Origin of the sequence: Olleya sp. HaHaR_3_96 (genome assembly GCF_019278545.1) — a bacterium.
Lineage (GTDB): Bacteria > Bacteroidota > Bacteroidia > Flavobacteriales > Flavobacteriaceae > Olleya.
The window spans coordinates 1,090,064-1,114,070 of sequence record NZ_CP058987.1 but is presented as its reverse complement, the minus strand read 5'-3'; the positions used below and the strand labels follow the sequence as shown (position 1 = coordinate 1,114,070).

Sequence of the window (24,007 nt, the reverse complement as noted above, 5' to 3'; positions counted from 1 at the left end):
AAGGTAATTACTAGTCAACCTCCACAATATTATTAACAGAATTGCATTATATTAACAACAAAAATTAACATCATGTTTTTTACAAAACATCGCCAGCTTATCCGCTGGATTATTATTATTGCCTCGTTTGCTATCATCTCTTTAATTTTATGGAATACCTATGTGTTTTTTCAAAAATTTAAAGCTGAAGAACGTGTTAAAATGCAGAATTGGTCTTTTGCCCAAAAAGATATTGCAGAAACCATAGACTTAAACGGTACAATGGGAAACTTACCATTGCAAATCTTAGAAAGCAATACAACGACACCCATGATTATCCAATTTGCGGAAGGCGGTTTAGATCATAGAAATATAGATGAAAAAAAAGCTAAAAACGAAAATTATTTAAAGCTTTTAATAGAACAATTTAAAAACGAAAATAACCCGATTGAAATTAAATACAATAACAAAGTCCTCTCTACATTATACTATGGTAATTCTCCTTTATTAAACAAGTTAAAATACTATCCTTTAGCTCTTTTATTAATTATTGTCTTATTTGCTGCAGTCGTATACTTTTTTTATCGAAGTTCCAAAATTGCAACTCAGAATAAATTATGGTCCGGAATGGCTAAAGAAACCGCGCATCAAATTGGAACCCCTTTGTCGTCTTTAATGGGTTGGACCGAGATTTTAAAAATGGAAGATACCAATCCAGACTATATAATAGAAATCGAAAAAGACATTCACCGCTTACAAACGATAACCGAGCGATTTAGTAAAATTGGGTCACTACCAACCTTAGAAAAATTAGACATTATAGAAGAAACTAGAGAAGCGTATGATTATTTAAAAACAAGATCCTCTAAGTTAGTTAATTTTAATATCGACACTCCAGAATACCCTATTTACGTCAATTTAAACAAGCAATTATATGGTTGGACCATTGAAAACTTAGTTAAAAATGCTATTGATGCTATGAAGGGCAAAGGTGATTTACAGCTGACTATCTGTCAACTTGAAGAACAAGTAAAAATTACTGTAACAGATAGTGGAAAAGGGATTAATAAAAACGAATTTAATACTATCTTTGAGCCTGGTTACACAACAAAAAAACGTGGTTGGGGACTTGGATTGTCCCTAGCAAAAAGGATTGTTGAAGATTTTCACAATGGGCGCATAAAAGTTTTAAACTCAGAAAAAGGAAAAGGAACAACTATGCAAATTAGCTTAAAAACAATATAGATGTCAGAAAAATTAATAACAATAAAAACAATTGATTTAAATAACAATTGCCCTGAGTGTTTTAGCACCAAAGGCTTGCAATTGACTTTTAAACAACTTTTTATTGAAACTTCTTTTTATAAAAGTGTCACGCAAGAGGTTAATACCGAAATGAATTGCACTGTCTGCAATACCCCCATCTATCCAGGACGATGGACTGATGCTATTGAGCGCGTTTACGACTACCAAATGAAAGCTTTCCAACCTAAAAAGGCCTCTAAAAAATACAAAAGCTTATTCTGGATTATAATTACAGCTGCCATTATTATAATTGTTGCAATAGCAGCTTTACTACTTATAAACTAAAAACGTTTATAAGTTAGCGTTAATTGCTTTGGCTAACGTCTCAAACACTTCTTTTTCCAAAGATACTTTATTAATAAACCTAGCATCCTCCATTGTGTTTAACGGAATTAAATGCACGTGTACATGAGGTACTTCTAAACCAATAACACTTAACCCTACACGTTTACAAGGCACTGTCTTCTCTAAAGCTATGGCTACTGTTCTAGAAAATCGCATTAAACCAATGTAAGTTTCTTCGTCTAGATCAAACACTTTATTAACTTCTTTTTTAGGAATACATAGTGTGTGTCCTTTTGCATTTGGATTAACATCCAAAAATGCCAAGAACTGATCTGTTTCTGCTACTTTGTAACACGGGATATCTCCATTGACTATTTTTGTAAAAATAGAAGCCATATTTGTTTCGGTTTAAAAATTAAAGATAAAAAAAGATTCCTGCTAAACTGAAATTTATATCAGAATAAACAGGAATCTTTAAATTATTATATTATTCATTATTTCCGCTATAGCGAAAATTTAAAATAGAGCTATTATCTGCTAATTTCAATAATATCAAATTTTATTGTCCCATTTGGCACTTGTATTTCGGCAACATCACCAACAGTTTTACCCAACAGCCCTTGACCAATTGGACTATTTACAGATATTTTTCCAGAAGCTAAATCCGCTTCACCATCTGCAACTAAAGTATAGTTCATTTCCATACCATTAGTTTGGTTTTTGATTTTCACTTTTGACAACACTAATATTTTTGAAGCGTCCATTTGGGATTCGTCAATAACACGAGCTCCTGCCATTTGATCTTCTAATTTAGAAATACGCATTTCTAACATACCTTGCGCCTCTTTAGCTGCATCGTACTCCGCGTTTTCACTCAAATCACCTTTATCTCTTGCTTCCGCAATAGCTCTGGATGCTTTAACACGTTCGACATCTTTAAGCTGCTTTAACTCCGCACGCAACTTTTTTAATCCTTCTGCTGTATAATAAGATACTTTACTCATATTTATTTCGTTTAAATAAAAAGACGCTAAAACAATTTAGCGCTAAACACAAAAATCTCGTCGACACGAGATTTAGTGTTACAAATATACAAAATAATTAATTCAACATTGTAATTGTTGTAAATTGCATTGCTAAAAAACTATTAAACTTTTTATGTTAAAGCCTTTATTCACAATTATTTTCTGCTCTATTTTAGTTTTGTCTTGTCAAAAAAATGATGACAACGATAACAATAACAATTTTATACCAAATATTTCTTTTGACACTTTAAACTCCATAAACACAACTTTACCGCAGTATAACGATCTACAATTCCCTAGTAGTCACCTGGTCTTAAACGGATTTGGGTACAATGGCATTGTTATATATAGCGCAGGTAATAATCAATATGTTGCTTTTGAAATTACAGATCCTAATCATGCACCTTCCAATTGTTCTTCTTTAAATGTAGAAGGCATTTCAGCGACTTGTAATTGTGACGATGATAATAGTTATAACATCGTGAATGGTGCTCCTTTTGATGGAACAACAGGACAATATAGCCTAAAGCCTTACTTTGTGGAAGTTAATGGTCCCGTTATAAGAGTGTATAACAATTAAAAAAGCACCTCCAATATAGAGGTGCTTTTAACGGTTGATTAAAAATTAGTGATTAAAATTTTAAGGTAGCTCCTACTAAAAAGTTAGTGGTTGCTTGTGGGTAATACCCTGCACCCTCTATAGTTGTTGTTGCACTTGGATCAGACCAAGTATCGTCATAGGTGTAATAATATCCGTTAGACACATACTTCTCTCCAAATATGTTATTTACTAACCCTGATAACACAATCGATTTAAATATTTTATTCATCTTAATCTTATAAGAAATATTAAAATCATTTACAAAATAACTTTCTAATTTTGAAACATCCGAGTCCGTATTACCCATAAATTGCTCTCCCACATATTTACTTAAAAAAGATAGTTGTAAATTATCAATTGGTTTAAACACGATAGCATTTGACGCTACTACATCAGGAGAAAAAGAAATGTTTGTTTTCCCTAAATCTACAAGTCCACCATCTCTAGAAATTATAGTTTCTTCAGTTTTATTGGTACTAAAAGTTACATTTGGCTGTATCGAAAGTTGATTACTTAACTTTACTACAGCTTCTAACTCTACTCCTAAACGCGAGCTTTTACCTGAATTACTTCTAATAAATGTACCAACATCGTCAATCGCTCCTGTTAACACCAATTGCTCATTATAAAACATATAATACCCATTAATATTTAAAATTAAATTTTGATTTTTATACCTCCATCCTAATTCAAAATCATTTAATTGTTCTGGTTTTATATCTGGGTTACTTTCAAAATCACCTCTACTCGCTTCTCTGTTTGCTCTGGCATAAGAAAAGTAAAAATTATTTCTTGGATTTGCATTAAAAGAAATTCCTGCTTTTGGATTGAAAAAGCTGTATGTTTTGTCTATTTCAAAAACAACTAAATCAGAACTCATACCACTTGTATCATAATACACACTTCTAAATTGTAAATCTGCAAACAAACTTAACTTATCATTTAACTGATAGGTTGCTTTTGTAAAAGCACTAAAATCATATTTATCACCATCGCTATCGTAATAATGTGCTCTGATTTCGGAATTACTAGCATATTGCGACCAGATAACTTCTCCAAAATGATCACCATGATAAGAACTATAAAACAAACCAGTACTTAAATTTAGTTTTTCATTTTGATAAGTAACATTAGCATTTAATACGTAAAAATCGTTATCCAACCAACGTCTACGAATAACATCTGTCTTATTTATTGTTTCTCCTCCAATAGTAAGCTCTTCAAAACCGTAGGTAGAGAAATCTTCATTATCCTTATATTGTTCAAAATAACCAGACCCTTTTGTATAATTCAAGCCTAAGTTTGTAGACCAGTTATTATTAATCCTTTCATTCCAATGCAATTGATAATGGTCCTGCTTATAATCATCAACCTCATTATCATAATATTGTGTATTCCCGTTTTGATCTTCATATTCTCCAGAAGGGTTAAAAGTTCTATCTTCTTTAAGTTGCGTACTATCAATACCATTCCAAGCTTGATATGTCACTTCTTTTCCACCAAAAGTAACCGCTTTTATTTGCGTATTATCATCAATATAAACACCTTGAAGAAAATAAGATTTTAAATCTGAAATCGCTCTGTCTATATAACCATCAGAGTTAATTTGAGATAATCTACCCGAAATCTCTATATGATCATTCAATAAACCTGTGCTATATTTTACGGTATGCTTTCGGGTATTATAACTTCCAAAACTGTTAGATACCTCACCACTAGCCTCTTTTGTAACTGCATCTGTTAATACGTTTATACTTGCACCAAAAGCACCGGAACCATTAGTTGATGTACCAACACCCCGTTGTAGCTGTAAACTTTCTACAGACGATGTAAAATCCCCTAAGTTCACCCAAAAAGTACCTAAGCTTTCAGAATCGTTATATGGAATCCCGTTTATAGTAATGTTAGTTGATTGTGAACTTATTCCACGCACACGAATACCTGTATACCCAACCCCTGCTCCCGCATCACTTGTTGTTACCACCGATGGTAGGAAGTTTAATAATATCGGAATATCTTGACCCAAATTACGCGCCTCTAAATCAGCCTTGGACACGTTAGAATGTGTAATTGGCGCTTGGTCTTTTACACGAATAGATTGGATAAGCACCTCGTCAAGTGTTGTGATTTTTGTCGAATCCACTTCAACATTGTTTTGCTGTGCATTAGCACAAACAGATAACACTAGAAGTGTTAGAAAAGGAAATAAATTTTTCACTACGATTACATGTTAATCGAATAAAAAGAGGTGATTATTCTTTACTATTAAAATTGAATACTTTTCATACTACACCAAGATAATCTTAGCATACTACAATAACACAAAAGTGTGTCTAAAATTCCTAAACAGCATTACCTGTTCTAGGTTCAATGGGTATGATCTCAGCCGATATAGGCACCCCTTTTTTGAGAACGTTACAAAGGTAGATTAGAATTATTGATTTATGAAATATCAATTACATTTTTTTTAATCTACCAGAAATAGGATGTAATATAAATCTGTAAATCCAAGATTAACCTTGCAAAATCATGCGTTAATCAAGATTAGGTTTTCTCCTATTTATTTTCCGATCTGCGTTAATTTTTTTGTTTTTTAGACGCTTTCTGATGACTGCCCTTGGAATTTTGGTTGGTTTACGCTTCGCCTGAACCTTCAAAGCACCCTCTAAAATTGAAAACGCTCGTTTTATAACGATACTTTTATTTTTTAATTGGCTTCGACTTTCTCCACATTGTAATATTAAAACGGAAGCTTTAGTTAACCTATTTACCAATTTTACTTGAATTAGTCCTTTTTGATCTTCGCTTAATACTAAAGACTCCAAAATATCAAAACTAAGCTCTACTTTAGTCGCTACTTTATTTACATGTTGCCCTCCGCTACCAGAGCTTCTAATACCTTTTAATTTAAATTCCTTTTCTAAAGCAAACTTGTTTAGCATTTTACGACACTTGATGCGTTGGTTTTAATAAGTCATTAACCGTCTTAACAGGGTTAAAAGTCACTAATGGCACTTCGACAAAAATAGTATTCCAATTAGACATACTTCCATTCCAAAGCCCTGGTAATTCTAAAGCTTTAATTAATTTACTCCCCTTAGTTTTAGTGGTAATAAATGCTGTCTGCGGATCTACAAACTTCTGTAAATCATAAACCTCTCCTTTATAATTTTTTATACTACAGACTAAATCCACGGGATTAAAATGTGTTGCTTGCTTAAGAATATTTTTTTGATTTTTTGATTTTTTATTAATTTGTGCTGACTCCACAATTTGAAGAGACAAGTTTGCCCCTTCGTCTTTAACCCAAAAAGGTCCTCCTCCTGGTTCTCCTTCATTTTTAACCATCCCACAAATACGAATTGGCCTATCTAACTTATTTTTTAAATACTCAATTTGATATTGTTTTGAATATTTTTCAAACTCAGGAGAGATAACAACATTCATTTTGGTGATTAAAAACTCGGCTATTTCCAAAATATCTTTATCAGACACTTCGCTTTTATCTAATATTTTCGCAAACTCAAATGCTTTTTCTTTTATGTCAATTAATAAACCTGCAAGCATTTTTTTAGATTTAGCAACTTCTGTTTCATATTCATACACAACAACATTATCAATATTTTTAATAAAGATTAAGTCTGCATTAAACTCGTTTAAATTTTCAAGTAGCGCACCGTGCCCTGAAGGTCTAAAGTACAACTGATTATTATCTTCTCGTACAATTTCATTTTTTATCGTAACAGCAATAGTATCTGTTGCTTCTTTTTGATAAGAAAATGAAATATCAAATGCTGTATTAGTTTTTTGCTCCACAATTTGTTGAATTCTTTCAAACTCTTCTTTAAACTTATCGTTATGTTTCTCAGATATCGTAAAGTGAAGTGATGCTTTACCTTTGACAGACGCGTACAATGCGGCTTCAAACAAATGCTCTTCAAAAGCACTCGCTAAGTGATTTTTATACTTATGAAATGGCAACAATCCTTTAGGAAAATCACTGAAATATAATTGCTCCTCCTCCAAAACTGCTTTAATAAAAGCAAACAGTTTCTGATCGTTACTAGATTTTTTATCAATTTTACTATTCTCTTCTAAATATTGGATGACAAGTTTATAAAATGGCAACTTCTCTAATCCAATAAAGAATAAGGATAATTCAGACGCTTTATTTTTATTGATGTATGCATTTATACTTTCTTTTTTAGGCTTATAAGCCTTCAAAAAATCAAATAAAAACTTAAACATTCTAGTTGCTGCACCAGAAGCCGGCACAAACTTAACAATCTTTAATTGTTCTTTTTTGGAATCATAATTACTGATTAACTCAGAAGCTTTTTCATAAGAAAATTGAAAAATCCCGTCATCAATAGTCGCTGCTCTTTCCAAATTAATATAGGGAAGCCCCCTATTTAACAACTGTAATTGCTGCTCTACTTTTTTTAGAGTCAATCCTTTTTGATTGATAAAATCCGTGTCTATTTGGTTAAATTCCATCATTAAAATTTACTAATAATAAATCTATATGTTTTATTGCTAACTCCAATCTTGCCTTTTTATCACCTTTTAATAAAACATATGGTCTTTTATATTTTATTAAAGCCGATTCAAACTCGTTAAACATAGCTTCCCGTTCTTCAGGTTTATCACGCAGGTCGTCCGCCTCCCAAGGCGTATCAATATACGTTAAAAAGTATAAATCGTAAGAGTTTTCTAGCGCATATTTTTCAAGTACAGAATCACACATCCCAGAATAATAAGCTTCAGAATAGACTTTATATTCCAATAAGTCTGTATCACAAATCAATACAGAGTCTGTTTTTTTCGCCAACTCATTTTCCAAGGTCATTTGTCCCATAGCTATGGGCAACAAATCCTTAGGTTCGCAAATTTTTCTTTCATTATCCCATTTATTTTGAAGATAATCTCTTGCGTATTCTGGCACCCAAACCGAATGATAATGTAATGCTAATTGTTTTGACAATGTTGTTTTCCCCGTAGATTCAGGTCCGAACAGTACAATTTTTATACACTTTGCGGGTTGTTGCGTAAGTATTTTTTCCATGCTAAATATCCATAAATGGCAATTATTGTAAATCCTAAATATTGAAAAGATGTAAACGTAAACCCTTTATAAAAATACAAAGGCACTGAGATTATATCTCCAATTATCCAAAAAATCCAATTTTCTATCTTTCGTCTCGCCATTAACCACATCCCTACAAAAAAGATAGCAGTTGTTATCGTATCAACATAAGCCACCCAACTAGTCCATTTATCAAACCATTGGTATACAAAGTAAACAAAAAATAAGGTTCCTATAAAAATAAGCACACTCAGGGTCTTTTCCTTTGTTGTCATTCTAGCGACAGGTGTCACATGGTTTTTATCTACCTTTAAGGTCCATATATACCAACCATAGACACTCATTATAAAATAATAAGCGTTTATCATCATATCTCCTAACAATCCCCATTTTAACAATAGGTAGACAAAAATCATGGTGCTAATCATACCTGTTGGAAACACCCAAATTTTATTTTCTTTAGAGTACCATACGGATAAAAACCCAAAAACGACTGCAATAATTTCTAATACAATATCAACAGTGTCGTACTCAAAATATTGCCCAAAAAAGAAATTAAAAACTTGGTTCATAATCGCTTCTATCCGTTTTCACTACTTTGATTGTTAACACACACATGTCTTGATTTTCAAAAGAGGCTTTAATTTTTTCATTTAAAAAAGGCATTAATTGGTCAAATTCTCCAAAAATTTGAGTACTTAAAGGATTTTCTAAAACTTTAAAATCAGAGGCTCTTAATGCTTTAATAAAATCAATAACATGTTGTTCATAATCGTTACTTAAAGGGGACAATGTTAAGTCTACTGAAATATTCATTCTTATCGTTTTAATTCGTTAAAAAAATCTATATTATTTTCAAAAGCGGTACCAATTACAACAAGGTCAGCCCCAGCCATATAAGCATCACCTAACTGTTGTATGGTCCTTATACCACCACCTACTATTAACGGAATCTTTAAATCTTGATTGACAAAACTAATCATATCCAAAGGTACCGGAAATAAAGCACCACTACCAGCCTCAAGGTAAATTAGCTTTTTACCCAATAGCTCTCCGGCTTTTGCAGTATCTGCAACAAGGCTTTGCAAAGCTGTTGGTATTGGCAATGTATTAGTTACCCTTTGGACTGCCGTTTTTTTACCATTCTCAATTAATATATAACCTGTCGGGATCACTTCTAAGTTAGTCTGCTTTAAAATAGAGACTGCTTCAATTTGTTTCTCGATTAAATACTTTGGATTACGTCCAGAAATTAATGACAAAAATAAAATCGCATCCGCATCCTTAGAGATCTGAGTCACATCTCCAGGAAATAACACTATTGGTAATTTAGTTAATGGTTTTAAAGCTGACACTAATTTTTGTGTCACTTCTACTTCCACTGTACTTCCCCCTACAAAAATATGAGTGATTATTGATTCGCTTATTTTATTGACAAATTGCGATATTAAATTAACATCAAACTTATCAGGATCTATTAAGATTGCTAATAGTCTTTTTTTTGCCGCTTTCGCAGAAAGTATGTCGTTGTAAACTGTCATTATTCTATAACATAAGCACAAGTAAATCCTTCAAACTCTAGATAATTGGCTGTGTATCTCTTTTTTAATCCTTTGTAATCAATCCAACACATGGTTTCTGAATCATTCATCGTAAAAGGAATCACAAAAAAATGTTCTCGAAAAAGCATACCTGGTGTTGCAAATAGTTTGTACAACGATTCTTTAATTCCCCAGATAACAGTTAGTCGACTAATATAATCAGACTTATGTTTATCTAAATACGCAAACTCATAGGCTACAAATTTTTTAGCGATAACCGCTATTTTATCTCGTTGTCGTTCAATATCTATACCCACTTCATGATCACTTATAATGACACCAGAAAACGTAAAACTATGCGTAATAGAGATCTGTTTTCCATCTTTTAAATGCGGCTTACCATTGGCATCGTAAAATAAATCTTGATCGCTATAACCAAATGCTTTTAATAAGTGACGTACACTTAAAAATCCACGTTGGTGTAGCTCGCTTTTCATACCTAAAACACGAGTTAAACTCTCTGGTTTCAAATCTAAGCCCTTGATTAAATGGTCGTAAGACTCGTCAATCTTCCAGATTTTAACAGTAGTTTGTGAATTAGGAGTAATGGTTTTATATAGAGGCATTTAATATTCTAGAATCTATTAGTTATCTTTGCATCGCCTAAGGCGAGTTATCGGTTTTTGTTAAGCGAATTTAACCATTTTAACTACTAATTCCCAAAGGTGTTTCATTTATAAAAAAAAGAGATAAATAATATGAGTACAAAAAACGTTGCTTACGTACCTAATAAGGTAAAGGACATGTCGCTTGCGGCTTGGGGAAGAAAAGAAATTATTTTAGCTGAAGCAGAGATGCCAGGTTTAATGAGTTTACGTGAAGAGTATAAAAACGAGCAGCCTTTAAAAGGAGCACGTATTGCTGGATGTTTACACATGACGATACAAACTGCTGTTTTAATTGAAACATTACAAGCCTTAGGAGCAGAAGTTACTTGGAGTTCTTGTAACATTTTCTCTACACAAGATCAGGCTGCTGCTGCTATCGCAGATGCAGGAACTGCTGTGTACGCTTGGAAAGATATGACTGAGGAAGAATTTGATTGGTGTATCGAACAAACTTTATTTTTTGGCGAAGACAGACAACCATTAAATATGATTTTAGATGATGGTGGAGATTTAACTAACATGGTGTTAGACAAATACCCAGAATTATCTGCAGGAATTAAAGGATTATCTGAAGAAACTACAACTGGAGTTCACAGATTATACGAGCGTGTTAAAAATGGTACATTAACAATGCCAGCTATTAACGTAAACGACTCTGTAACTAAATCTAAATTTGACAACAAATACGGCTGTAAAGAATCTGCTGTAGATGCTATACGTCGTGCAACAGATATTATGTTAGCAGGTAAACGTGTTACTGTTTGTGGATACGGTGATGTTGGTAAAGGTACTTCTGCTTCTTTTAAAGGTGCTGGTAGTATTGTAACCGTAACAGAAATTGACCCAATTTGTGCTTTACAAGCTGCAATGGACGGTTTTGAAGTTAAAAAACTGGAAACTGTTGTTGGTAATAGTGATATTATCATTACAACTACAGGAAACAAAGATATTGTACGTGCAGAGCATTTTGAAGCAATGAAAGACAAGGTAATCGTTTGTAATATTGGTCACTTTGATAACGAAATCCAAGTAGGTTGGTTAAACGAAAAGCATGGTAACACAAAAGATACTATCAAGCCTCAAGTTGACAAATACACTATTGATGGAAAAGATATTATTCTTTTAGCAGAAGGACGTTTAGTAAACTTAGGTTGTGCAACAGGACACCCTAGTTTTGTAATGAGTAACTCATTTACTAACCAAACGTTAGCACAAATCGAACTTTGGAAAAACAGCGCAGCATACAAAAATGATGTGTACATGTTACCAAAGTATTTAGATGAAAAAGTAGCAAAATTACATTTAGCTAAAATTGGTGTTGAGTTAACAGAACTTGCCGAATACCAAGCTGATTATATTGGTGTAAAGGTTGAAGGACCATACAAACCAGAACATTACCGTTACTAATTGCAATACTATTGCATAGCGCTTTTTAGCCACATGTAATTTTATTAATTAGAATCTATAGTACTAAAAATCCCAAGCAGCAATGTTTGGGATTTTTATTTTTTCGGCAATTTGTTTTTGGCAGAAAAAGCAAAAACCAACCACGCTTTCCGCTATATCTTTTTTAAGAAAAATAAAAAAGGATGCCGCATCAATCGTTATCGCAAATGTTAGAAACCAAAAGAATCCTAACACGGGAAACAGTTACTTTATATATTATAAGTTTTAAATATCTATCTTCAACGTTTTAAATACAATTTTTATGAGTTTACACACTGTAAATAAAACACTAGACACATTAGAGTTAGCGATTAAAAACCATACTGTTTCTAATCCAAAAGTATCAAAAAGCAATGTCGCTTGGCATATATACCATAGCCTAAAGGTTATTAATAATGTTTGTATTGCCCTTCAAAAATCTGATCCTAGTTTATATAAAAATAATTTTAGTCTTTTAGGAAAGCTATTCTTTGCACTCGGCTTCTTTCCAAGGGGAAAAGCTAAAGCGCCAGAACATGTTAAACCTCCAGAAGTAATCACAAAAGAAGATATCATTTCTCAAATGCAACTCGCAAAAACTAATGTTGAGACTATTGCTAGTCTAAATAAGAACGCTTTTTTTAAGCATCCACTATTTGGTCATATTAAGAAAAAAAGAGTCTCTCGTTTTCTTGTGATGCACACCAACCATCATTTAAAGATTATAAATGACATTATAAATAAGTAGTCAATATCCGGTTACTAATAATTTTCTTGCTCCTCGGATACCACATTTCTGATATTTATGATATGCTTGTGCTGCGCGTTCTCTGATCTGTAAATCCGATTCATTTAAGATCCATCCATCGATACTCGATTTTAAAGTATAGGCCTCAGGCGCCATTAAACCAGTAGTCCAAACTAATGGATTAGCTTTGGTCAAATTTAGATACGATTTAAAATAGGCTTTACTTACACAAGCTAAAATAATAGTATCCTTTGCACTTGTGTCTTTACCTTCAAAATCACCTTCTATATCAAATTCCATTAAACCATCATGACCAACATAGGCTAACAAATCAGCATCACCACCAAAGCATAACTTCGTTTGATTACTGCTTATTTTCAAACTATTATTACCTGCATTAGATTCTAAAAAATTAATAGTTGCCTGTTTTATATACTTTCCGTTATAAGCATCCGCCAATAGATAGGTATTTGTTGTTTTATGCTTAAACAATACCCGTTCTACAATAAGTTCCGTTGGATTTGCCACAGTAGTTAATACTTCCCAATCCTTACTCCTCTTAAAATAAGCTTTAACACCATACATTGCTCCCCAATACAGATTGTTTCTGGCGTCTTGCCCATTTCCTAATTTAGCCGGAACAGGAACAATACCTTGATTAACATTATCGCAAAGCGCTACAAAAACATGAATAGTTTTAGGAGTTTGCTCTATTTTAGAGTAAGATAAAAAAGGAATTACAATTAAGAATAGCAGTAGGTTTTTCATAATAACGTAACGAAAAACAATTAGTTTTATTACAAACAAAAAAACCCTCTCCAAAAGGAAAGGGTTTTTCAAAATTTTTGGATCTAAAATTCTTAAGCCTGGAAAGGCTCAATAGAAACGTAAGACTTGTTGTCTCTTTTCTTTGTGAATTTTACTAAACCATCAACTCTAGCGTGTAAAGTATGATCTTTTCCTTGGTATACGTTCTCCGCTGGGTGATGCGTATTACCACGTTGTCTTAATATGATATTTCCAGCAATAGCAGCTTGTCCACCAAATATCTTAACGCCTAAACGTTTTGATTCTGATTCTCTACCATTCTTCGAACTACCAACTCCTTTTTTGTGAGCCATGATCTTAAGGTGTTATTTGTTATACTTAAGTAGTTTAGCAATTACGCTTTACCACCATCTAATTCGTCTTGCCATTTCTTTAACTCATCCCACTTACCATCAGCAGCTAATTGCGCTTGTGCTGGCCATGTGTCAGTTACGTGATTACCACGAACACCTGCAATGATTTCAGAAATTTTAGCTGCATCAGTTTTAGCTAATTCAGCAAAAGTAGCGATTCCTGCTTCCACTAATGTTTCAGCAATTTTTGGTCCAATACCTTCAACTTTTTTCAAGTCGTCAGCTTTTCCAGTTGCCTTAGCAGCCTTTTTAGGTGCAGCTTTAGCTTCTACTTTTTTAGTTTCTTTTTTCGGAGCAGCTTTCTCAGCTTTCGCTGCTGGCTTAGCTCCTGAAGCTACTATACTTTCAATAACAATTTCAGTTAAGGCTTGTCTGTGTCCGTTTTTCTTACGGTAACCTTTTCTTCTTTTCTTTTTGAAAACAATAACTTTATCACCTTGAAGGTGCTTTAAGACTTTTGCACTTACTTGTGCTCCGCCTATAGCTGGGGCGCCTACAGTTATGTTAGAACCATCTGCAATTAAAAGAACATTATCAAATGATACGTTTTGTCCTTCTTCTGTTGCTAAACGGTTAACAAAAACTTTTTGGTCTTTTTCAACTTTAAATTGATGCCCTGCTATCTCTACAATTGCGTACATAGCGTAACGTTTTTATTAATTAATTTATATAAAATAATCTCATTTTCCTGCGAAAACGGATGCAAATATACTTCTAATTAATTAATATACAAACGTTTTGTGTACTTACTAGTAATATTTTTAATCCATAAAATATTCAACCGTTTGAAACACATCAAATTAATGAGTTAAGACACCTTCCTTAAAGTGATTTCTCCATCCCTTTTCCCTTCTGCATTTGGTGTATTTCGGCTATCTTTAAACAATTGCATAAACGTTAAAGTTAGTACAACCGTTGTGCTAAAGCCCATTATAGCAACGACAAAACTAACCATTCCTGCTCCTACATTATATTGCCCTTCAAAAACCTCTAATAACTGTGCTAAAAATAAAGGATTGATTTCTGTAGCGTACAACAGAAAAAAAGCGGTAAAAATAAAAGTCGCAACAAACCCCGCAATTACCCCCTGTTTAAAACCATTAGCGTACGTAAATTGCTTACCAACTTTTAATTTGTAATATTTAATAACTTCATAAATACCAAAAGCAGTAATTAAACCATTACCTAAACTAAAAATGGCATTAGTGTGTAAATTAAACAATGCTAAAAATAAAAAGTACGCCATTAAAGAGGCGCTTATAACTATTCCGAAACGTATTGGAAGTGTGACATTTTTCATATTATACTAATTTTATTGGTTAATAATCCTTTTAAATTTCGCAAAAACAAAACAAAATTTTTATAATTTGATGTTAATTTTTAGCACTTTAACCATTAAAAGCTAGTTTCTATTGCTATTTTTGTAATAACTGTTGTAACAAAAACCTACAATGGTATACTAATACTTAAACTGATAAATTAAATAATCAAAACATGAAAAAAAGTTTATTCTCATTAGCTGCTTTGCTTTTAGCTGGTTTTACCGCTACCGCACAAGAGGTTAAGTACGAAGAGTTTGATTTAGATAACGGTTTACACGTTATCTTACATCAAGACAATTCCGCTCCAGTAGTAACCGTAGGCGTAATGTATGACGTTGGTGGTAAAGATTTAGGAGGCACCCCAGAAACAGGCCTAAGAACAGGATTTGCTCACTTTTTCGAGCACTTATTATTTGAGGGCACCCAAAACATTGATCGCGGTGAATGGTTCAAAATCGTAGCTTCTAATGGAGGAAGTAATAATGCAAATACCTCTTTAGACAGAACATATTATTACGAAGTGTTTCCATCAAACAATTTGGAGTTAGGATTATGGATGGAATCAGAGCGTATGCTTCACCCAGTAATTGATCAAGTAGGGGTGGACACACAAAATGAAGTTGTAAAAGAAGAAAAAAGATTACGTTATGATAATGCACCTTATCGTCAGTTTTTATTTGCCATAAGCGAGAATTTATTTAAAGTTCATCCTTATAAGAATAAAAATATTGGTGAGATGTCAGACTTAGATAATTCTACATTAGAAGAGTTTCAAGACTACTTCAAAAAATGGTACACACCTAATAATGCTGTTTTAGTAATTGCTGGAGACATTGATGTTACTGAAGCTAAAAGACTATCTAAAGTTTATTTTGAAGAAATCCCTGAAGGCACAATACCTGTTAGAAATTTCCCAAAAGAACAACCAATCACCGAGACTATCAAAGATACATTTTATGACGCTAACATTCAAATACCTGGTATTATGGCTGGCTACAGAACACCTGGATTTGCCGAGCGTGACTCTTACATTTTAAATATGATATCCACTTACTTAAGTGATGGTAAATCGTCTAAATTATACAAAAAATTAGTAGATGAAAAAAAATTAGCACTTCAAACAGGTGCCTTAAACGTACCACAAAAAGACGGCGGTATTTATATTCTTTTTGGTCTTCCATTAGGAGAAGTATCATTAGAGACACTACTAGCCGAAATGGATGAAGAAGTTGTAAAACTTCAAACTGAATTAATTTCTGAAAAAGATTTTCAAAAACTACAAAATAAATTTGAAAATCAATTTGTAAATTCAAACTCAAGTGTAGAGGGTATTGCTGTATCATTAGCAACAAACTATATGTTATATGATAACATTGATTTAATAAACTCTGAAATAGACATATACAGAACAGCGACTAGAGAGGATATTCAAGCTGTTGCTAAAAAGTATTTAAACCCAAACCAACGTGTTGTTTTAGATTACTTACCTAAAAAAGACGAAAACTAAAAAGAAATTTTAAATAGATATGAAAACAAAAATAACAGCCTTATTAGCGGTATTGTTTATATCAATTTCGGCATCAGCTCAAATTGACAGATCTAAACAACCAAAACCAGGTCCAGCTCCAGCAATTACACTGGAAATACCTGGTGAATTTGAATTAAAAAACGGACTTAAAGTCCTAATTGTAGAGAACCATAAATTACCAAGAGTATCTTACTCTTTAACCATAGACAACCAACCTATCACAGAAGGTGACAAAGCAGGAACATCTGCAATGCTAGGCGCTATGTTAGGTAACGGAACGACTTCCATAACTAAAGACGTATTTAACGAAGAAATCGACTTTCTAGGCGCTAGACTTGGTTTTAGCTCTGACGGCGCTTACGCTAGTGGATTATCAAAATACTCAGACCGTATTTTAGAGCTAATGGCAGATGCGGCTATTAATCCTTTATTTTCAGCTGAAGAATTTGACAAAGAAAAAGCTCGTGTTTTAGAGGGTATAAAAAGTAACGAAAAAAGTGTTGATGCAGTAGCAAGTCGCGTTGGAGGCGCCTTATCTTACGGATCAAAACACCCTTACGGGGAGTTTATCACAGCAGAAACAGTAAACAATATTACATTAGATAATGTTCGTGCGTTTTACCAAAAATACTTCAACCCTAATAATGCCTATTTAGTAATTATTGGTGATGTGGATTTTAAAACGGTTGAAAAGCAAGTTAAAAAGAATTTCAAAAAATGGGACAAAGGGATTGACTTTACTACAAATTTAGTAACACCTAATCCCAACGTTGCTAGCACACAAATTGACTTTGTGGACATGCCAAATGCAGTACAGTCAAACGTAACTTTAACTAACAATGTCAAGTTAGAGATGAACGACCCTGACTACCACGCCGTATTAATTGCAAACAAAATATTAGGTGGTGGATTTAGTAGTTACTTAAACATGAATTTACGTGAAGCTAATGGCTGGACTTATGGTGCCCGCTCAGGCATAGGAACATCACGTTATGGCGCCTCTAGATTTACCGCTAGCACAGCTGTTAGAAACATGGTTACAGATAGTACTGTTATAGAAACTTTAAAAGAAATTAAAAGGATTAAAAACGAACCTGTCTCAGCAGAAGCATTAAAAAATGCAAAAGCCAAGTATGTTGGTGATTTTGTATTAGCTTTAGAAAGCCCTCAAACAATTGCTAGATATGCTTTAAACATCAAACTAAACAAATTACCTAGTGATTTTTACAAAACGTATTTAGCTAAAATAAATGCAGTAACAGCAGAGGACGTGCAACGCGTTGCTAACAAATATTTTAAACCAGAAAATGCTAGGATAATCATTGTTGGAAAAGGTAGCGAGGTAATTTCTGGATTAGAAAAAACAGGAATTCCAATTAAATACTACGATAAATTTGCTAATTCGGTTGCTAAACCAGAATTCTCTAAACCAATACCTGCCGGTGTTACAGCTAAATCTGTTTTAGATGACTATATCACAGCAATTGGAGGAGTTAACAACATCAACAAGGTAAACACTGTAAAAATGGATGGTGACTTTGTTATCCCAGGCGCCCCAGCATTCACTGTAGAATTAAAGGCAACAAAAGATAACAAAGAGTCTATGGAAGTCACTTCACAAGGTATGATTGTCATGAAGGCTAAATGGAATGGGACTAGCGGTTATAATGAACAAGGAGGTCAAAAAAGACCTTTATTAGACACTCAAATAGCAGAGAAAAAAACTAAGGTTACTATGTTTCCAGAAACTAAATACGACATAGCTAATGTAACCTTAGAAAGTATTGTAGATATTGATGGTGCAGACAGCTACAAAGTAAAAGTTATGACAGGAGACGCTGCGTCTTTCCGATATTACGATGTTGCAACAAACTTACTTGTACAAGAAGAAAGCACAGTTTCAACTCAAGGTCAAGACATGACAACAACTGTTAAATATGATAACTATTCTGAAGTAAACGGGGTTAAATTCCCTTACGCTAGAACAATCATAGCAGGACCACAAACCATGTCTATGAATATTAAAAATGTAAAAGTAAACGAAGGTGTTACAGATGCAGATTTTAACTAATACGCATTACCTTTAATTTTAAAAAAACCGAAGCTTAAACGCTTTGGTTTTTTTTTGTCTTTCTGTTAGCTAAATACACCCCTATTAATATAATAAGTGTTCCAACACCCTGTGTCCAACTAAAGCTTTCTCCATCCAATGAACCCCACGTTAAAGCAACAATTGGCATAATATAAGTTACAGAAGACGCAAAAACAGGCGTAGACATTTGCACCAATGTATTAAATAACACCTTAGCCAAAGCCGTCCCAAAAAAAGCAAGGATAACCACGTAACCAATTGCTTTATTAAAAACTGGGATATCAAAATTATTAAGATTAAAAAAATCAGTAAAAATCAGTACTAATACTGCAGGAATAAAAATAACCACGTAATTACCAACCGCTATCGCCAAAGGTTTCACTTCTTGTAAATACCGTTTAATAATATTTACATTAACCGCATACATAACTGTAGATACAATTACAAAACCAGCATACAAATAATTTTGATTCGGATTTAAATCCGCGCCTTCCAAAATCAAAATAGACGTCCCAATAAAACCAATTATCACGCCAATAACTTGTCTAGTACTACTTGCTATTTTAAACACAGCAGCACCAAGCAAAACCGTATTTAATGGCACTAAACTATTCAAAACAGATACTACAGCACTATCAATTTCGGTTTCAGCAATAGCAAAGAAAAAAGCAGGAATAAACGATCCAAAAACACCAGATATCGCGACCCATTTCCAATGCTCTTTTTTAATCGTTTTTATCTTTTTATAACCTACTGCAAACAAAAACAAACCCGTAATTAAGGTCCGTAAAGCACCTAACTGATAAGCACTTAAACCTAACAGCGCCTTTTTAATTAAAATAAATGAGGTACCCCAAATCAAGGACAAAACCAGTAAATACACCCATTTTTTAGAACTGTTACTCTGCATAGCATTGTTTTAGTGTACAAAAATCGATTTTTAAAGGCAATAAAGCATATAAATTAGTAGTTTTGTATCTATATTATTATAAATAAATACAATACAAAATGAAAATATTTAAACACATACTAGTACTAGTTTTAGTAAGCGTATTTGCAGTTAGTTGTAAAAACGATTCTAATCCAGAAGTAAAGACAGCACCAGCAGCTGCAAACACAACAAAAGTCGCAGTAAAAAAAGCTATAAACCCTAATGCGAAACTGGCTAAAGCCGAATTTAAAATTGAAGGGATGACTTGTGCCATGGGTTGCGCAAAAACTATCGAGAAAAAAATGGCTAAAATGGAAGGTGTAAAATCTGCTACTGTAGACTTTGAACGCGAATTAGCTATGGTAGAATATGACGAAGCTATAGTCACTAAAGCCGCTTTAGAAACTACAGTAACAAGCGTAGCGGACACTTACAAAGTAAAAGATATGCACACCGTAGAAGCATTTACTACGATAAAATAACGACTACGCACTACACATCAAGTAAATTGTAGCAAAATAGGTCGTACAGACCCCATGTTAACGTTTAAAAGCACAAAAAACAACTAAATACAAAGCATCGCATAGTCGATGCTTTTTTTTGTGCCAATTTATTTTATTTTTTTTAGTAAAATAAATCAATGCAACATGTCCAAGCTTCCGGAAGTAACACTATCGCGTATCTACTTCAAAAAAACGCATCAAATAAAAATAAGCTTCAAATACAACAATACAATAATAGCTGTTTTAAGAAAAATCCCGAAAACACATTGGAGTCAAACATTAAAAAGCTGGTACATTAAAAATAATCCAGAAAACTTAAAATTATTGTTTTCAGAATTTGAAGATTTAACCCCAATAAATGCTAAAGATGTATTTGACACTAGTATGCCACTACATCAATATCCTGATAAAAGAATAAGAAAGTTAAGCAAAGACAATAGGTTGATCTTAAATAATTTTTATAAATACTTAAAAGAAAAAAGATACAGTGCAAGCACAATTGACACCTATACACAATTAATAGCCGATTTTATAGAATATCATAACGAGAAAAATACCGAGACACTAATCAATCGGGATGTAGAGCTATTTATTGAAACCATTTACATAAAAAGGAATTATAGCATCAGCACACAACGTCAATTTATAAGCGCCCTAAAACTGTTTATTGTATTTTATCCTAGAATAGAAATTAACGAGATAACATTAGCAAGACCAAAAAAATCTAAAAAATTGCCCGTAATATTATCCTATCAAGAAATGATACTATTATTACAAAAAACATAAAACACCGTATAATCCTAGCCATTTTTTATTCGGGAGGATTAAGGATAAGCGAACTAATACATTTAAAAATAGAACACTTACACATCCAAAGACATCAAATATTAATCAAAGACGCCAAAGGACGCAAGGATCGATTTGTGAGCATAGCAAAAAGCATACTCCCGTTATTAGAAAACTATTTGGTGACCTATAAACCAAAACTCTATTTAAGAGAAGGTCCAAAAGGAGGAAAATATACCGCTAGCAGTGTTCGTAAATTTTTACACAAATCAAGCAGACTTGCCAAAATCAACTACATTGTAACACCTCACACATTAAGACACAGCTATGCCAGACATTTACTAGAGCAAGGTGTAGGTTTACGCCATATACAAGAATTATTAGGACATAGCAGACCCGAAACTACCATGATCTACATAATCTAGCCAGAAAAGATTTATTAGACATAAAAAGCCCGTTAGATAATGCTGTAGAATTATTAAGGAAAAACCAAAATCAGGAACAAAAGTTCCGCATATCCCGTGAAAATTGAGGGATATTTACTACTTTAGTCACCATACAACTAGTTATATGCTATTTTAAAAACGAAAACCTCGTAAAATGTAAAAAAACTAACTTGCACAAGTTCTTTAGAGAAAGGACATCTAAAAGAATAATATGTATAATTAAAAAATAAACTTATGAAAATTAAACCAATATCAATCCGCTCTATTACCTTAGTTTTATCATTTTTTGTGATATTTTTAAGTATGACATCTTGTAATTCTGATGATGACTCGGATACAGATACAGATACAGATACAAACACAACTGATTGTGTTCAACAAGACTTGGCAGAAGGAAGTGGTGTTTGTGATACACAATTAGCTTTTGATTCGTCTGTAACAATTAGTATTAATGGATCTGATAGGGTTATCACATCTAATAGTATTCCTGATCATTTAGTAGGGACCTTCATTAATGGAGATATTACCGAACAGAATGAAACTTATACAATAACTACAGATCCTGAACTTACAGGAAATTTAATTTCGCTAGAGGGCGATAATGGTCCTGAATATATTTTTGGTGTCTTATTAGATGGTGTTGAATTAGACCCTATTGCAGCTGAACCTTGGCCACATAGTGATCTTGGAGTTATGGATCCTGATGTAAATTGGGATTGGAATTTAGAAGCATTAAATGTTCCTATAGGTTTAGACTGTAACTTCTCACATGTTCAACCTACAGGTAAATATCATCATCATGGTACACCAACATTATATGATTTAGTTGCAGATGCAGACGGAACTGAAATGGTACAAGTTGGATGGGCAGCTGATGGATACCCTATTTATTATAAATACGCATATACTGATGCTGATGATAGTAGCTCTGCTGTTATAGAAATGACCTCAAGTTATGAGTTATTAACAGGAGATAGACCTGGAGATGGTGTATCGGCACCTTGTTCTGAGTATAATGGTGCATATTCCGCAGATTACGAGTATGTTGATGGGCTTGGAACTCTTGATGAGGCAAATGGAAGAACAGGTGTAACTCCTGAGTTTCCTGATGGCACGTTTTATTATATATTGACTGATGGTGATTCTTTTCCAAGTATCCCAAGGTACTTTAGAGGAACACCTTCTGACGACTTCCAACAAGGGCCAGGAAATTAAAAAAATCTTAAAAAACAAATCAAATATGTATAAATTATATTTATCATGTTTATTCTTTGTCATGTGTATACCTTTTACGTATGCACATGATTCTGATATAGCTTATTTTGATATTACAACAGAGGGTACTCAAACTATAATTCATGCTGAATTTTCATGGAGTATTCGAAATGCCTTAATTGCATTCGATTCTAATTATAATAATGCTAAAACAATAGAAGATATTAATGACATATTTTTACGTTACACCAAAGAGAATTTAAAAATTTTTGACACAAAAGACAAACAATTACATTTATTAAAAGTTGTTCTTGAAAAGAATAATGAAGAACATAACCATGCCACACGTTACACATTAATATTCGAGGGTTCAGATATTAGTAAAGTTTCAAACACCATGATGTTTGAACAGAGTAACTCTCAAAAAAACTATCATTGGTATTTAAACAAAGACGGAAAAAAGGAAGAAGCAATTACAGACAACACTACTTCATCTTTTAATATCACCACAGAAACTAGTAGTTATTTAAAATATTATTTAATTGTTGGTGCAATACTGTTGTTAGGTTTACTGATTTTTTCTTTTAAAAGAAAGACAAGGTAAATTGTAATAAAATAGAATTTGTACTAATTACAATAAAAGATTCTATTAATTTTTAAGAGCCAAATTAGATTGAAAGCTGTACTTGTGAAAAAAAATTATGTTATGATATCTGTGAAATTGAATAAACTACTGATTAAACAGCATATAACCCGTGTATAATTAATTGCTTTATTATTCTCTACTTGCGAATATTCCTGCGAAATATTCACGCAACTCCTATGTTTGTAAAGGAAGTTAATTCATATATAAATTTAGCAAGAATAAAGTGAAAAAAGTGAGAGTACGCACGCAACTAAATAACTCTAAAAGTATATTGTTGGTTAGAAATCACCTCACTTTTTTTATATCTTTTAGAGTTTGAACAGAATGTAAGGAATAATTATAAATAGTTATATCCAGAATATCCACTAGGAGAAAAAACGAGGAAAGATACTCACTTTATATGCTATTAAAAACCATGTAAAATGAAACAAATCTTAAAACAAGTCTTGGGTGTTGACGTAGCTCAAAAAGAATTAGTAGTAACTCTGGGAAAAATGTATAATGATTTCACGTTAGATCTTTATGCTTACAAAGTCTTTAAAAATAATAAAATAGGTTTTGCTGCCTTACTCAAATGGCTAGATCCAATTATAAATAAAGAGATAAAGCTACAGTTTGTAATGGAAGCAACAGGTGTTTATCATCAAAAATTCGCGTATTATTTAGATAAAAAAAATGTAATTTAACTATCGTA

General features: G+C 32.8%; 28 protein-coding genes and 1 riboswitch. Of the genes, 13 read left to right on the top strand and 15 right to left on the bottom strand.

Features of this window, described 5'->3' with window-relative positions:
- Window positions 1-72: 72 nt before the first annotated feature.
- Complete coding sequence (locus H0I26_RS04735; protein WP_218701243.1) at window positions 73-1,224, top strand: sensor histidine kinase; 1,152 nt, start codon at window positions 73-75, stop codon at window positions 1,222-1,224.
- Window positions 1,225-1,569 carry a hypothetical protein gene (locus tag H0I26_RS04730; RefSeq protein WP_218701242.1) on the top strand — a complete coding sequence of 115 codons (345 nt, stop codon included), beginning with the start codon at window positions 1,225-1,227 and terminating at the stop codon, window positions 1,567-1,569.
- 6 nt (window positions 1,570-1,575) lie between these two features.
- Here the strand turns inward: H0I26_RS04730 and H0I26_RS04725 are convergent, their stop codons facing one another.
- Together H0I26_RS04725 and greA are read right to left on the bottom strand one after the other, a co-directional pair.
- Complete coding sequence (locus tag H0I26_RS04725; RefSeq protein WP_218701241.1) at window positions 1,576-1,965, bottom strand: HIT family protein; 390 nt, start codon at window positions 1,963-1,965, stop codon at window positions 1,576-1,578.
- 134 nt (window positions 1,966-2,099) lie between these two features.
- Entirely contained in the window at window positions 2,100-2,573 is a 474-nt protein-coding gene (greA, locus tag H0I26_RS04720) for a transcription elongation factor GreA (RefSeq protein WP_136582670.1), read from the bottom strand.
- 154 nt (window positions 2,574-2,727) lie between these two features.
- Between greA and H0I26_RS04715 the strand changes: the two genes are divergently transcribed.
- Window positions 2,728-3,174: a hypothetical protein gene (locus tag H0I26_RS04715; protein ID WP_218701240.1), complete on the top strand. Its 447-nt coding sequence runs from the start codon at window positions 2,728-2,730 to the stop codon at window positions 3,172-3,174.
- A gap of 52 nt (window positions 3,175-3,226) precedes the next feature.
- Here the strand turns inward: H0I26_RS04715 and H0I26_RS04710 are convergent, their stop codons facing one another.
- From H0I26_RS04710 to H0I26_RS04675, 8 genes are all read right to left on the bottom strand, one after another.
- Complete coding sequence (locus tag H0I26_RS04710) at window positions 3,227-5,413, bottom strand: TonB-dependent receptor (RefSeq protein ID WP_218701239.1); 2,187 nt, start codon at window positions 5,411-5,413, stop codon at window positions 3,227-3,229.
- Between the two features lie 104 nt (window positions 5,414-5,517).
- Window positions 5,518-5,608: riboswitch (TPP riboswitch) on the bottom strand.
- A 121-nt stretch (window positions 5,609-5,729) separates the two neighbouring features.
- Entirely contained in the window at window positions 5,730-6,137 is a 408-nt protein-coding gene (arfB, locus tag H0I26_RS04705) for an alternative ribosome rescue aminoacyl-tRNA hydrolase ArfB (RefSeq protein ID WP_218701238.1), read from the bottom strand.
- 1 nt (window position 6,138) lies between these two features.
- Window positions 6,139-7,695 (bottom strand): DUF4301 family protein, encoded by a 1,557-nt coding sequence (locus H0I26_RS04700; RefSeq protein ID WP_317618217.1) that lies wholly within the window; start codon window positions 7,693-7,695, stop codon window positions 6,139-6,141.
- Complete coding sequence (locus H0I26_RS04695; protein WP_218701237.1) at window positions 7,682-8,260, bottom strand: AAA family ATPase; 579 nt, start codon at window positions 8,258-8,260, stop codon at window positions 7,682-7,684. The genes H0I26_RS04700 and H0I26_RS04695 overlap by 14 nt, the downstream gene beginning before the upstream one ends.
- Entirely contained in the window at window positions 8,221-8,853 is a 633-nt protein-coding gene (gene pnuC, locus H0I26_RS04690; RefSeq protein WP_218701236.1) for a nicotinamide riboside transporter PnuC, read from the bottom strand. The genes H0I26_RS04695 and pnuC overlap by 40 nt, the downstream gene beginning before the upstream one ends.
- Entirely contained in the window at window positions 8,837-9,097 is a 261-nt protein-coding gene (locus H0I26_RS04685) for a thiamine-binding protein (protein ID WP_218701235.1), read from the bottom strand. The genes pnuC and H0I26_RS04685 overlap by 17 nt, the downstream gene beginning before the upstream one ends.
- Before the next feature lie 2 nt (window positions 9,098-9,099).
- Entirely contained in the window at window positions 9,100-9,822 is a 723-nt protein-coding gene (locus H0I26_RS04680) for a geranylgeranylglyceryl/heptaprenylglyceryl phosphate synthase (protein WP_218701234.1), read from the bottom strand.
- Complete coding sequence (locus tag H0I26_RS04675; RefSeq protein WP_218701233.1) at window positions 9,822-10,448, bottom strand: 4'-phosphopantetheinyl transferase family protein; 627 nt, start codon at window positions 10,446-10,448, stop codon at window positions 9,822-9,824. Before H0I26_RS04675 ends, H0I26_RS04680 begins: the two co-directional genes overlap by 1 nt.
- 132 nt (window positions 10,449-10,580) lie before the next feature.
- Between H0I26_RS04675 and ahcY the strand changes: the two genes are divergently transcribed.
- Complete coding sequence (gene ahcY / locus H0I26_RS04670) at window positions 10,581-11,897, top strand: adenosylhomocysteinase (protein WP_218701232.1); 1,317 nt, start codon at window positions 10,581-10,583, stop codon at window positions 11,895-11,897.
- A 301-nt stretch (window positions 11,898-12,198) separates the two neighbouring features.
- Window positions 12,199-12,663: a DUF1569 domain-containing protein gene (locus tag H0I26_RS04665; protein WP_218701231.1), complete on the top strand. Its 465-nt coding sequence runs from the start codon at window positions 12,199-12,201 to the stop codon at window positions 12,661-12,663.
- Here H0I26_RS04665 and H0I26_RS04660 read toward each other — a convergent pair whose 3' ends face one another.
- The 4 genes from H0I26_RS04660 to H0I26_RS04645 all read right to left on the bottom strand — a co-directional run bounded on the left by H0I26_RS04660 (window position 12,664) and on the right by H0I26_RS04645 (window position 15,144).
- Window positions 12,664-13,431, bottom strand: a complete 768-nt coding sequence (locus H0I26_RS04660) for a hypothetical protein (RefSeq protein ID WP_218701230.1) — start codon at window positions 13,429-13,431, stop codon at window positions 12,664-12,666.
- 92 nt (window positions 13,432-13,523) lie between these two features.
- The gene (gene rpmA / locus H0I26_RS04655) at window positions 13,524-13,784 is read right to left on the bottom strand and encodes a 50S ribosomal protein L27 (RefSeq protein ID WP_101016368.1); all 261 of its coding nucleotides are present in this window, start codon (window positions 13,782-13,784) and stop codon (window positions 13,524-13,526) included.
- A 41-nt stretch (window positions 13,785-13,825) separates the two neighbouring features.
- Window positions 13,826-14,485 (bottom strand): 50S ribosomal protein L21, encoded by a 660-nt coding sequence (gene rplU / locus H0I26_RS04650; RefSeq protein WP_101016366.1) that lies wholly within the window; start codon window positions 14,483-14,485, stop codon window positions 13,826-13,828.
- A 167-nt stretch (window positions 14,486-14,652) separates the two neighbouring features.
- The gene (locus H0I26_RS04645; protein WP_218701229.1) at window positions 14,653-15,144 is read right to left on the bottom strand and encodes a DUF4199 domain-containing protein; all 492 of its coding nucleotides are present in this window, start codon (window positions 15,142-15,144) and stop codon (window positions 14,653-14,655) included.
- Window positions 15,145-15,338: 194 nt separating this feature from the next.
- Between H0I26_RS04645 and H0I26_RS04640 the strand changes: the two genes are divergently transcribed.
- Complete coding sequence (locus H0I26_RS04640; RefSeq protein WP_218701228.1) at window positions 15,339-16,673, top strand: M16 family metallopeptidase; 1,335 nt, start codon at window positions 15,339-15,341, stop codon at window positions 16,671-16,673.
- Between the two features lie 19 nt (window positions 16,674-16,692).
- On the top strand, window positions 16,693-18,765 hold the full coding sequence (locus tag H0I26_RS04635) for a M16 family metallopeptidase (protein WP_218701227.1): 2,073 nt from the start codon (window positions 16,693-16,695) through the stop codon (window positions 18,763-18,765).
- A gap of 34 nt (window positions 18,766-18,799) precedes the next feature.
- Here H0I26_RS04635 and H0I26_RS04630 read toward each other — a convergent pair whose 3' ends face one another.
- Entirely contained in the window at window positions 18,800-19,696 is an 897-nt protein-coding gene (locus H0I26_RS04630) for a DMT family transporter (RefSeq protein ID WP_218701226.1), read from the bottom strand.
- A gap of 98 nt (window positions 19,697-19,794) precedes the next feature.
- Here H0I26_RS04630 and H0I26_RS04625 point away from each other — a divergent pair, with 98 nt between their 5' ends.
- From H0I26_RS04625 to H0I26_RS19655, 6 genes are all read left to right on the top strand, one after another.
- On the top strand, window positions 19,795-20,199 hold the full coding sequence (locus tag H0I26_RS04625; protein ID WP_218701225.1) for a heavy-metal-associated domain-containing protein: 405 nt from the start codon (window positions 19,795-19,797) through the stop codon (window positions 20,197-20,199).
- 165 nt (window positions 20,200-20,364) lie between these two features.
- Window positions 20,365-21,006 (top strand): site-specific integrase, encoded by a 642-nt coding sequence (locus H0I26_RS19665; protein WP_256935262.1) that lies wholly within the window; start codon window positions 20,365-20,367, stop codon window positions 21,004-21,006.
- Window positions 20,952-21,431 carry a tyrosine-type recombinase/integrase gene (locus H0I26_RS19660; RefSeq protein ID WP_317618230.1) on the top strand — a complete coding sequence of 160 codons (480 nt, stop codon included), beginning with the start codon at window positions 20,952-20,954 and terminating at the stop codon, window positions 21,429-21,431. Before H0I26_RS19665 ends, H0I26_RS19660 begins: the two co-directional genes overlap by 55 nt.
- Before the next feature lie 255 nt (window positions 21,432-21,686).
- Complete coding sequence (locus tag H0I26_RS04615) at window positions 21,687-22,667, top strand: YHYH protein (protein WP_218701224.1); 981 nt, start codon at window positions 21,687-21,689, stop codon at window positions 22,665-22,667.
- Between the two features lie 25 nt (window positions 22,668-22,692).
- Window positions 22,693-23,271: a hypothetical protein gene (locus H0I26_RS04610; RefSeq protein WP_218701223.1), complete on the top strand. Its 579-nt coding sequence runs from the start codon at window positions 22,693-22,695 to the stop codon at window positions 23,269-23,271.
- A gap of 464 nt (window positions 23,272-23,735) precedes the next feature.
- Window positions 23,736-23,999 (top strand): hypothetical protein, encoded by a 264-nt coding sequence (locus H0I26_RS19655; RefSeq protein WP_256935261.1) that lies wholly within the window; start codon window positions 23,736-23,738, stop codon window positions 23,997-23,999.
- Window positions 24,000-24,007: the final 8 nt, after the last annotated feature.

Coding starts and splice junctions, on each gene's coding strand:
- H0I26_RS04645 (WP_218701229.1), bottom strand. CDS start 15,144: ATGAAAAATGTCACACTTCCAATACGTTTCGGAATAGTTATAAGCGCC.
- H0I26_RS04700 (WP_317618217.1), bottom strand. CDS start 7,695: ATGATGGAATTTAACCAAATAGACACGGATTTTATCAATCAAAAAGGA.
- H0I26_RS04735 (WP_218701243.1), top strand. CDS start 73: ATGTTTTTTACAAAACATCGCCAGCTTATCCGCTGGATTATTATTATT.
- H0I26_RS04685 (WP_218701235.1), bottom strand. CDS start 9,097: ATGAATATTTCAGTAGACTTAACATTGTCCCCTTTAAGTAACGATTAT.
- H0I26_RS04725 (WP_218701241.1), bottom strand. CDS start 1,965: ATGGCTTCTATTTTTACAAAAATAGTCAATGGAGATATCCCGTGTTAC.
- rpmA (WP_101016368.1), bottom strand. CDS start 13,784: ATGGCTCACAAAAAAGGAGTTGGTAGTTCGAAGAATGGTAGAGAATCA.
- rplU (WP_101016366.1), bottom strand. CDS start 14,485: ATGTACGCAATTGTAGAGATAGCAGGGCATCAATTTAAAGTTGAAAAA.
- H0I26_RS04610 (WP_218701223.1), top strand. CDS start 22,693: ATGTATAAATTATATTTATCATGTTTATTCTTTGTCATGTGTATACCT.
- H0I26_RS04635 (WP_218701227.1), top strand. CDS start 16,693: ATGAAAACAAAAATAACAGCCTTATTAGCGGTATTGTTTATATCAATT.
- H0I26_RS04630 (WP_218701226.1), bottom strand. CDS start 19,696: ATGCAGAGTAACAGTTCTAAAAAATGGGTGTATTTACTGGTTTTGTCC.
- arfB (WP_218701238.1), bottom strand. CDS start 6,137: ATGCTAAACAAGTTTGCTTTAGAAAAGGAATTTAAATTAAAAGGTATT.
- H0I26_RS04680 (WP_218701234.1), bottom strand. CDS start 9,822: ATGACAGTTTACAACGACATACTTTCTGCGAAAGCGGCAAAAAAAAGA.
- ahcY (WP_218701232.1), top strand. CDS start 10,581: ATGAGTACAAAAAACGTTGCTTACGTACCTAATAAGGTAAAGGACATG.
- H0I26_RS04665 (WP_218701231.1), top strand. CDS start 12,199: ATGAGTTTACACACTGTAAATAAAACACTAGACACATTAGAGTTAGCG.
- H0I26_RS04615 (WP_218701224.1), top strand. CDS start 21,687: ATGAAAATTAAACCAATATCAATCCGCTCTATTACCTTAGTTTTATCA.
- greA (WP_136582670.1), bottom strand. CDS start 2,573: ATGAGTAAAGTATCTTATTATACAGCAGAAGGATTAAAAAAGTTGCGT.
- pnuC (WP_218701236.1), bottom strand. CDS start 8,853: ATGAACCAAGTTTTTAATTTCTTTTTTGGGCAATATTTTGAGTACGAC.
- H0I26_RS04715 (WP_218701240.1), top strand. CDS start 2,728: ATGTTAAAGCCTTTATTCACAATTATTTTCTGCTCTATTTTAGTTTTG.
- H0I26_RS04660 (WP_218701230.1), bottom strand. CDS start 13,431: ATGAAAAACCTACTGCTATTCTTAATTGTAATTCCTTTTTTATCTTAC.
- H0I26_RS04675 (WP_218701233.1), bottom strand. CDS start 10,448: ATGCCTCTATATAAAACCATTACTCCTAATTCACAAACTACTGTTAAA.
- H0I26_RS04730 (WP_218701242.1), top strand. CDS start 1,225: ATGTCAGAAAAATTAATAACAATAAAAACAATTGATTTAAATAACAAT.
- H0I26_RS19665 (WP_256935262.1), top strand. CDS start 20,365: ATGTCCAAGCTTCCGGAAGTAACACTATCGCGTATCTACTTCAAAAAA.
- H0I26_RS04625 (WP_218701225.1), top strand. CDS start 19,795: ATGAAAATATTTAAACACATACTAGTACTAGTTTTAGTAAGCGTATTT.
- H0I26_RS04640 (WP_218701228.1), top strand. CDS start 15,339: ATGAAAAAAAGTTTATTCTCATTAGCTGCTTTGCTTTTAGCTGGTTTT.
- H0I26_RS04695 (WP_218701237.1), bottom strand. CDS start 8,260: ATGGAAAAAATACTTACGCAACAACCCGCAAAGTGTATAAAAATTGTA.
- H0I26_RS19655 (WP_256935261.1), top strand. CDS start 23,736: ATGAAACAAATCTTAAAACAAGTCTTGGGTGTTGACGTAGCTCAAAAA.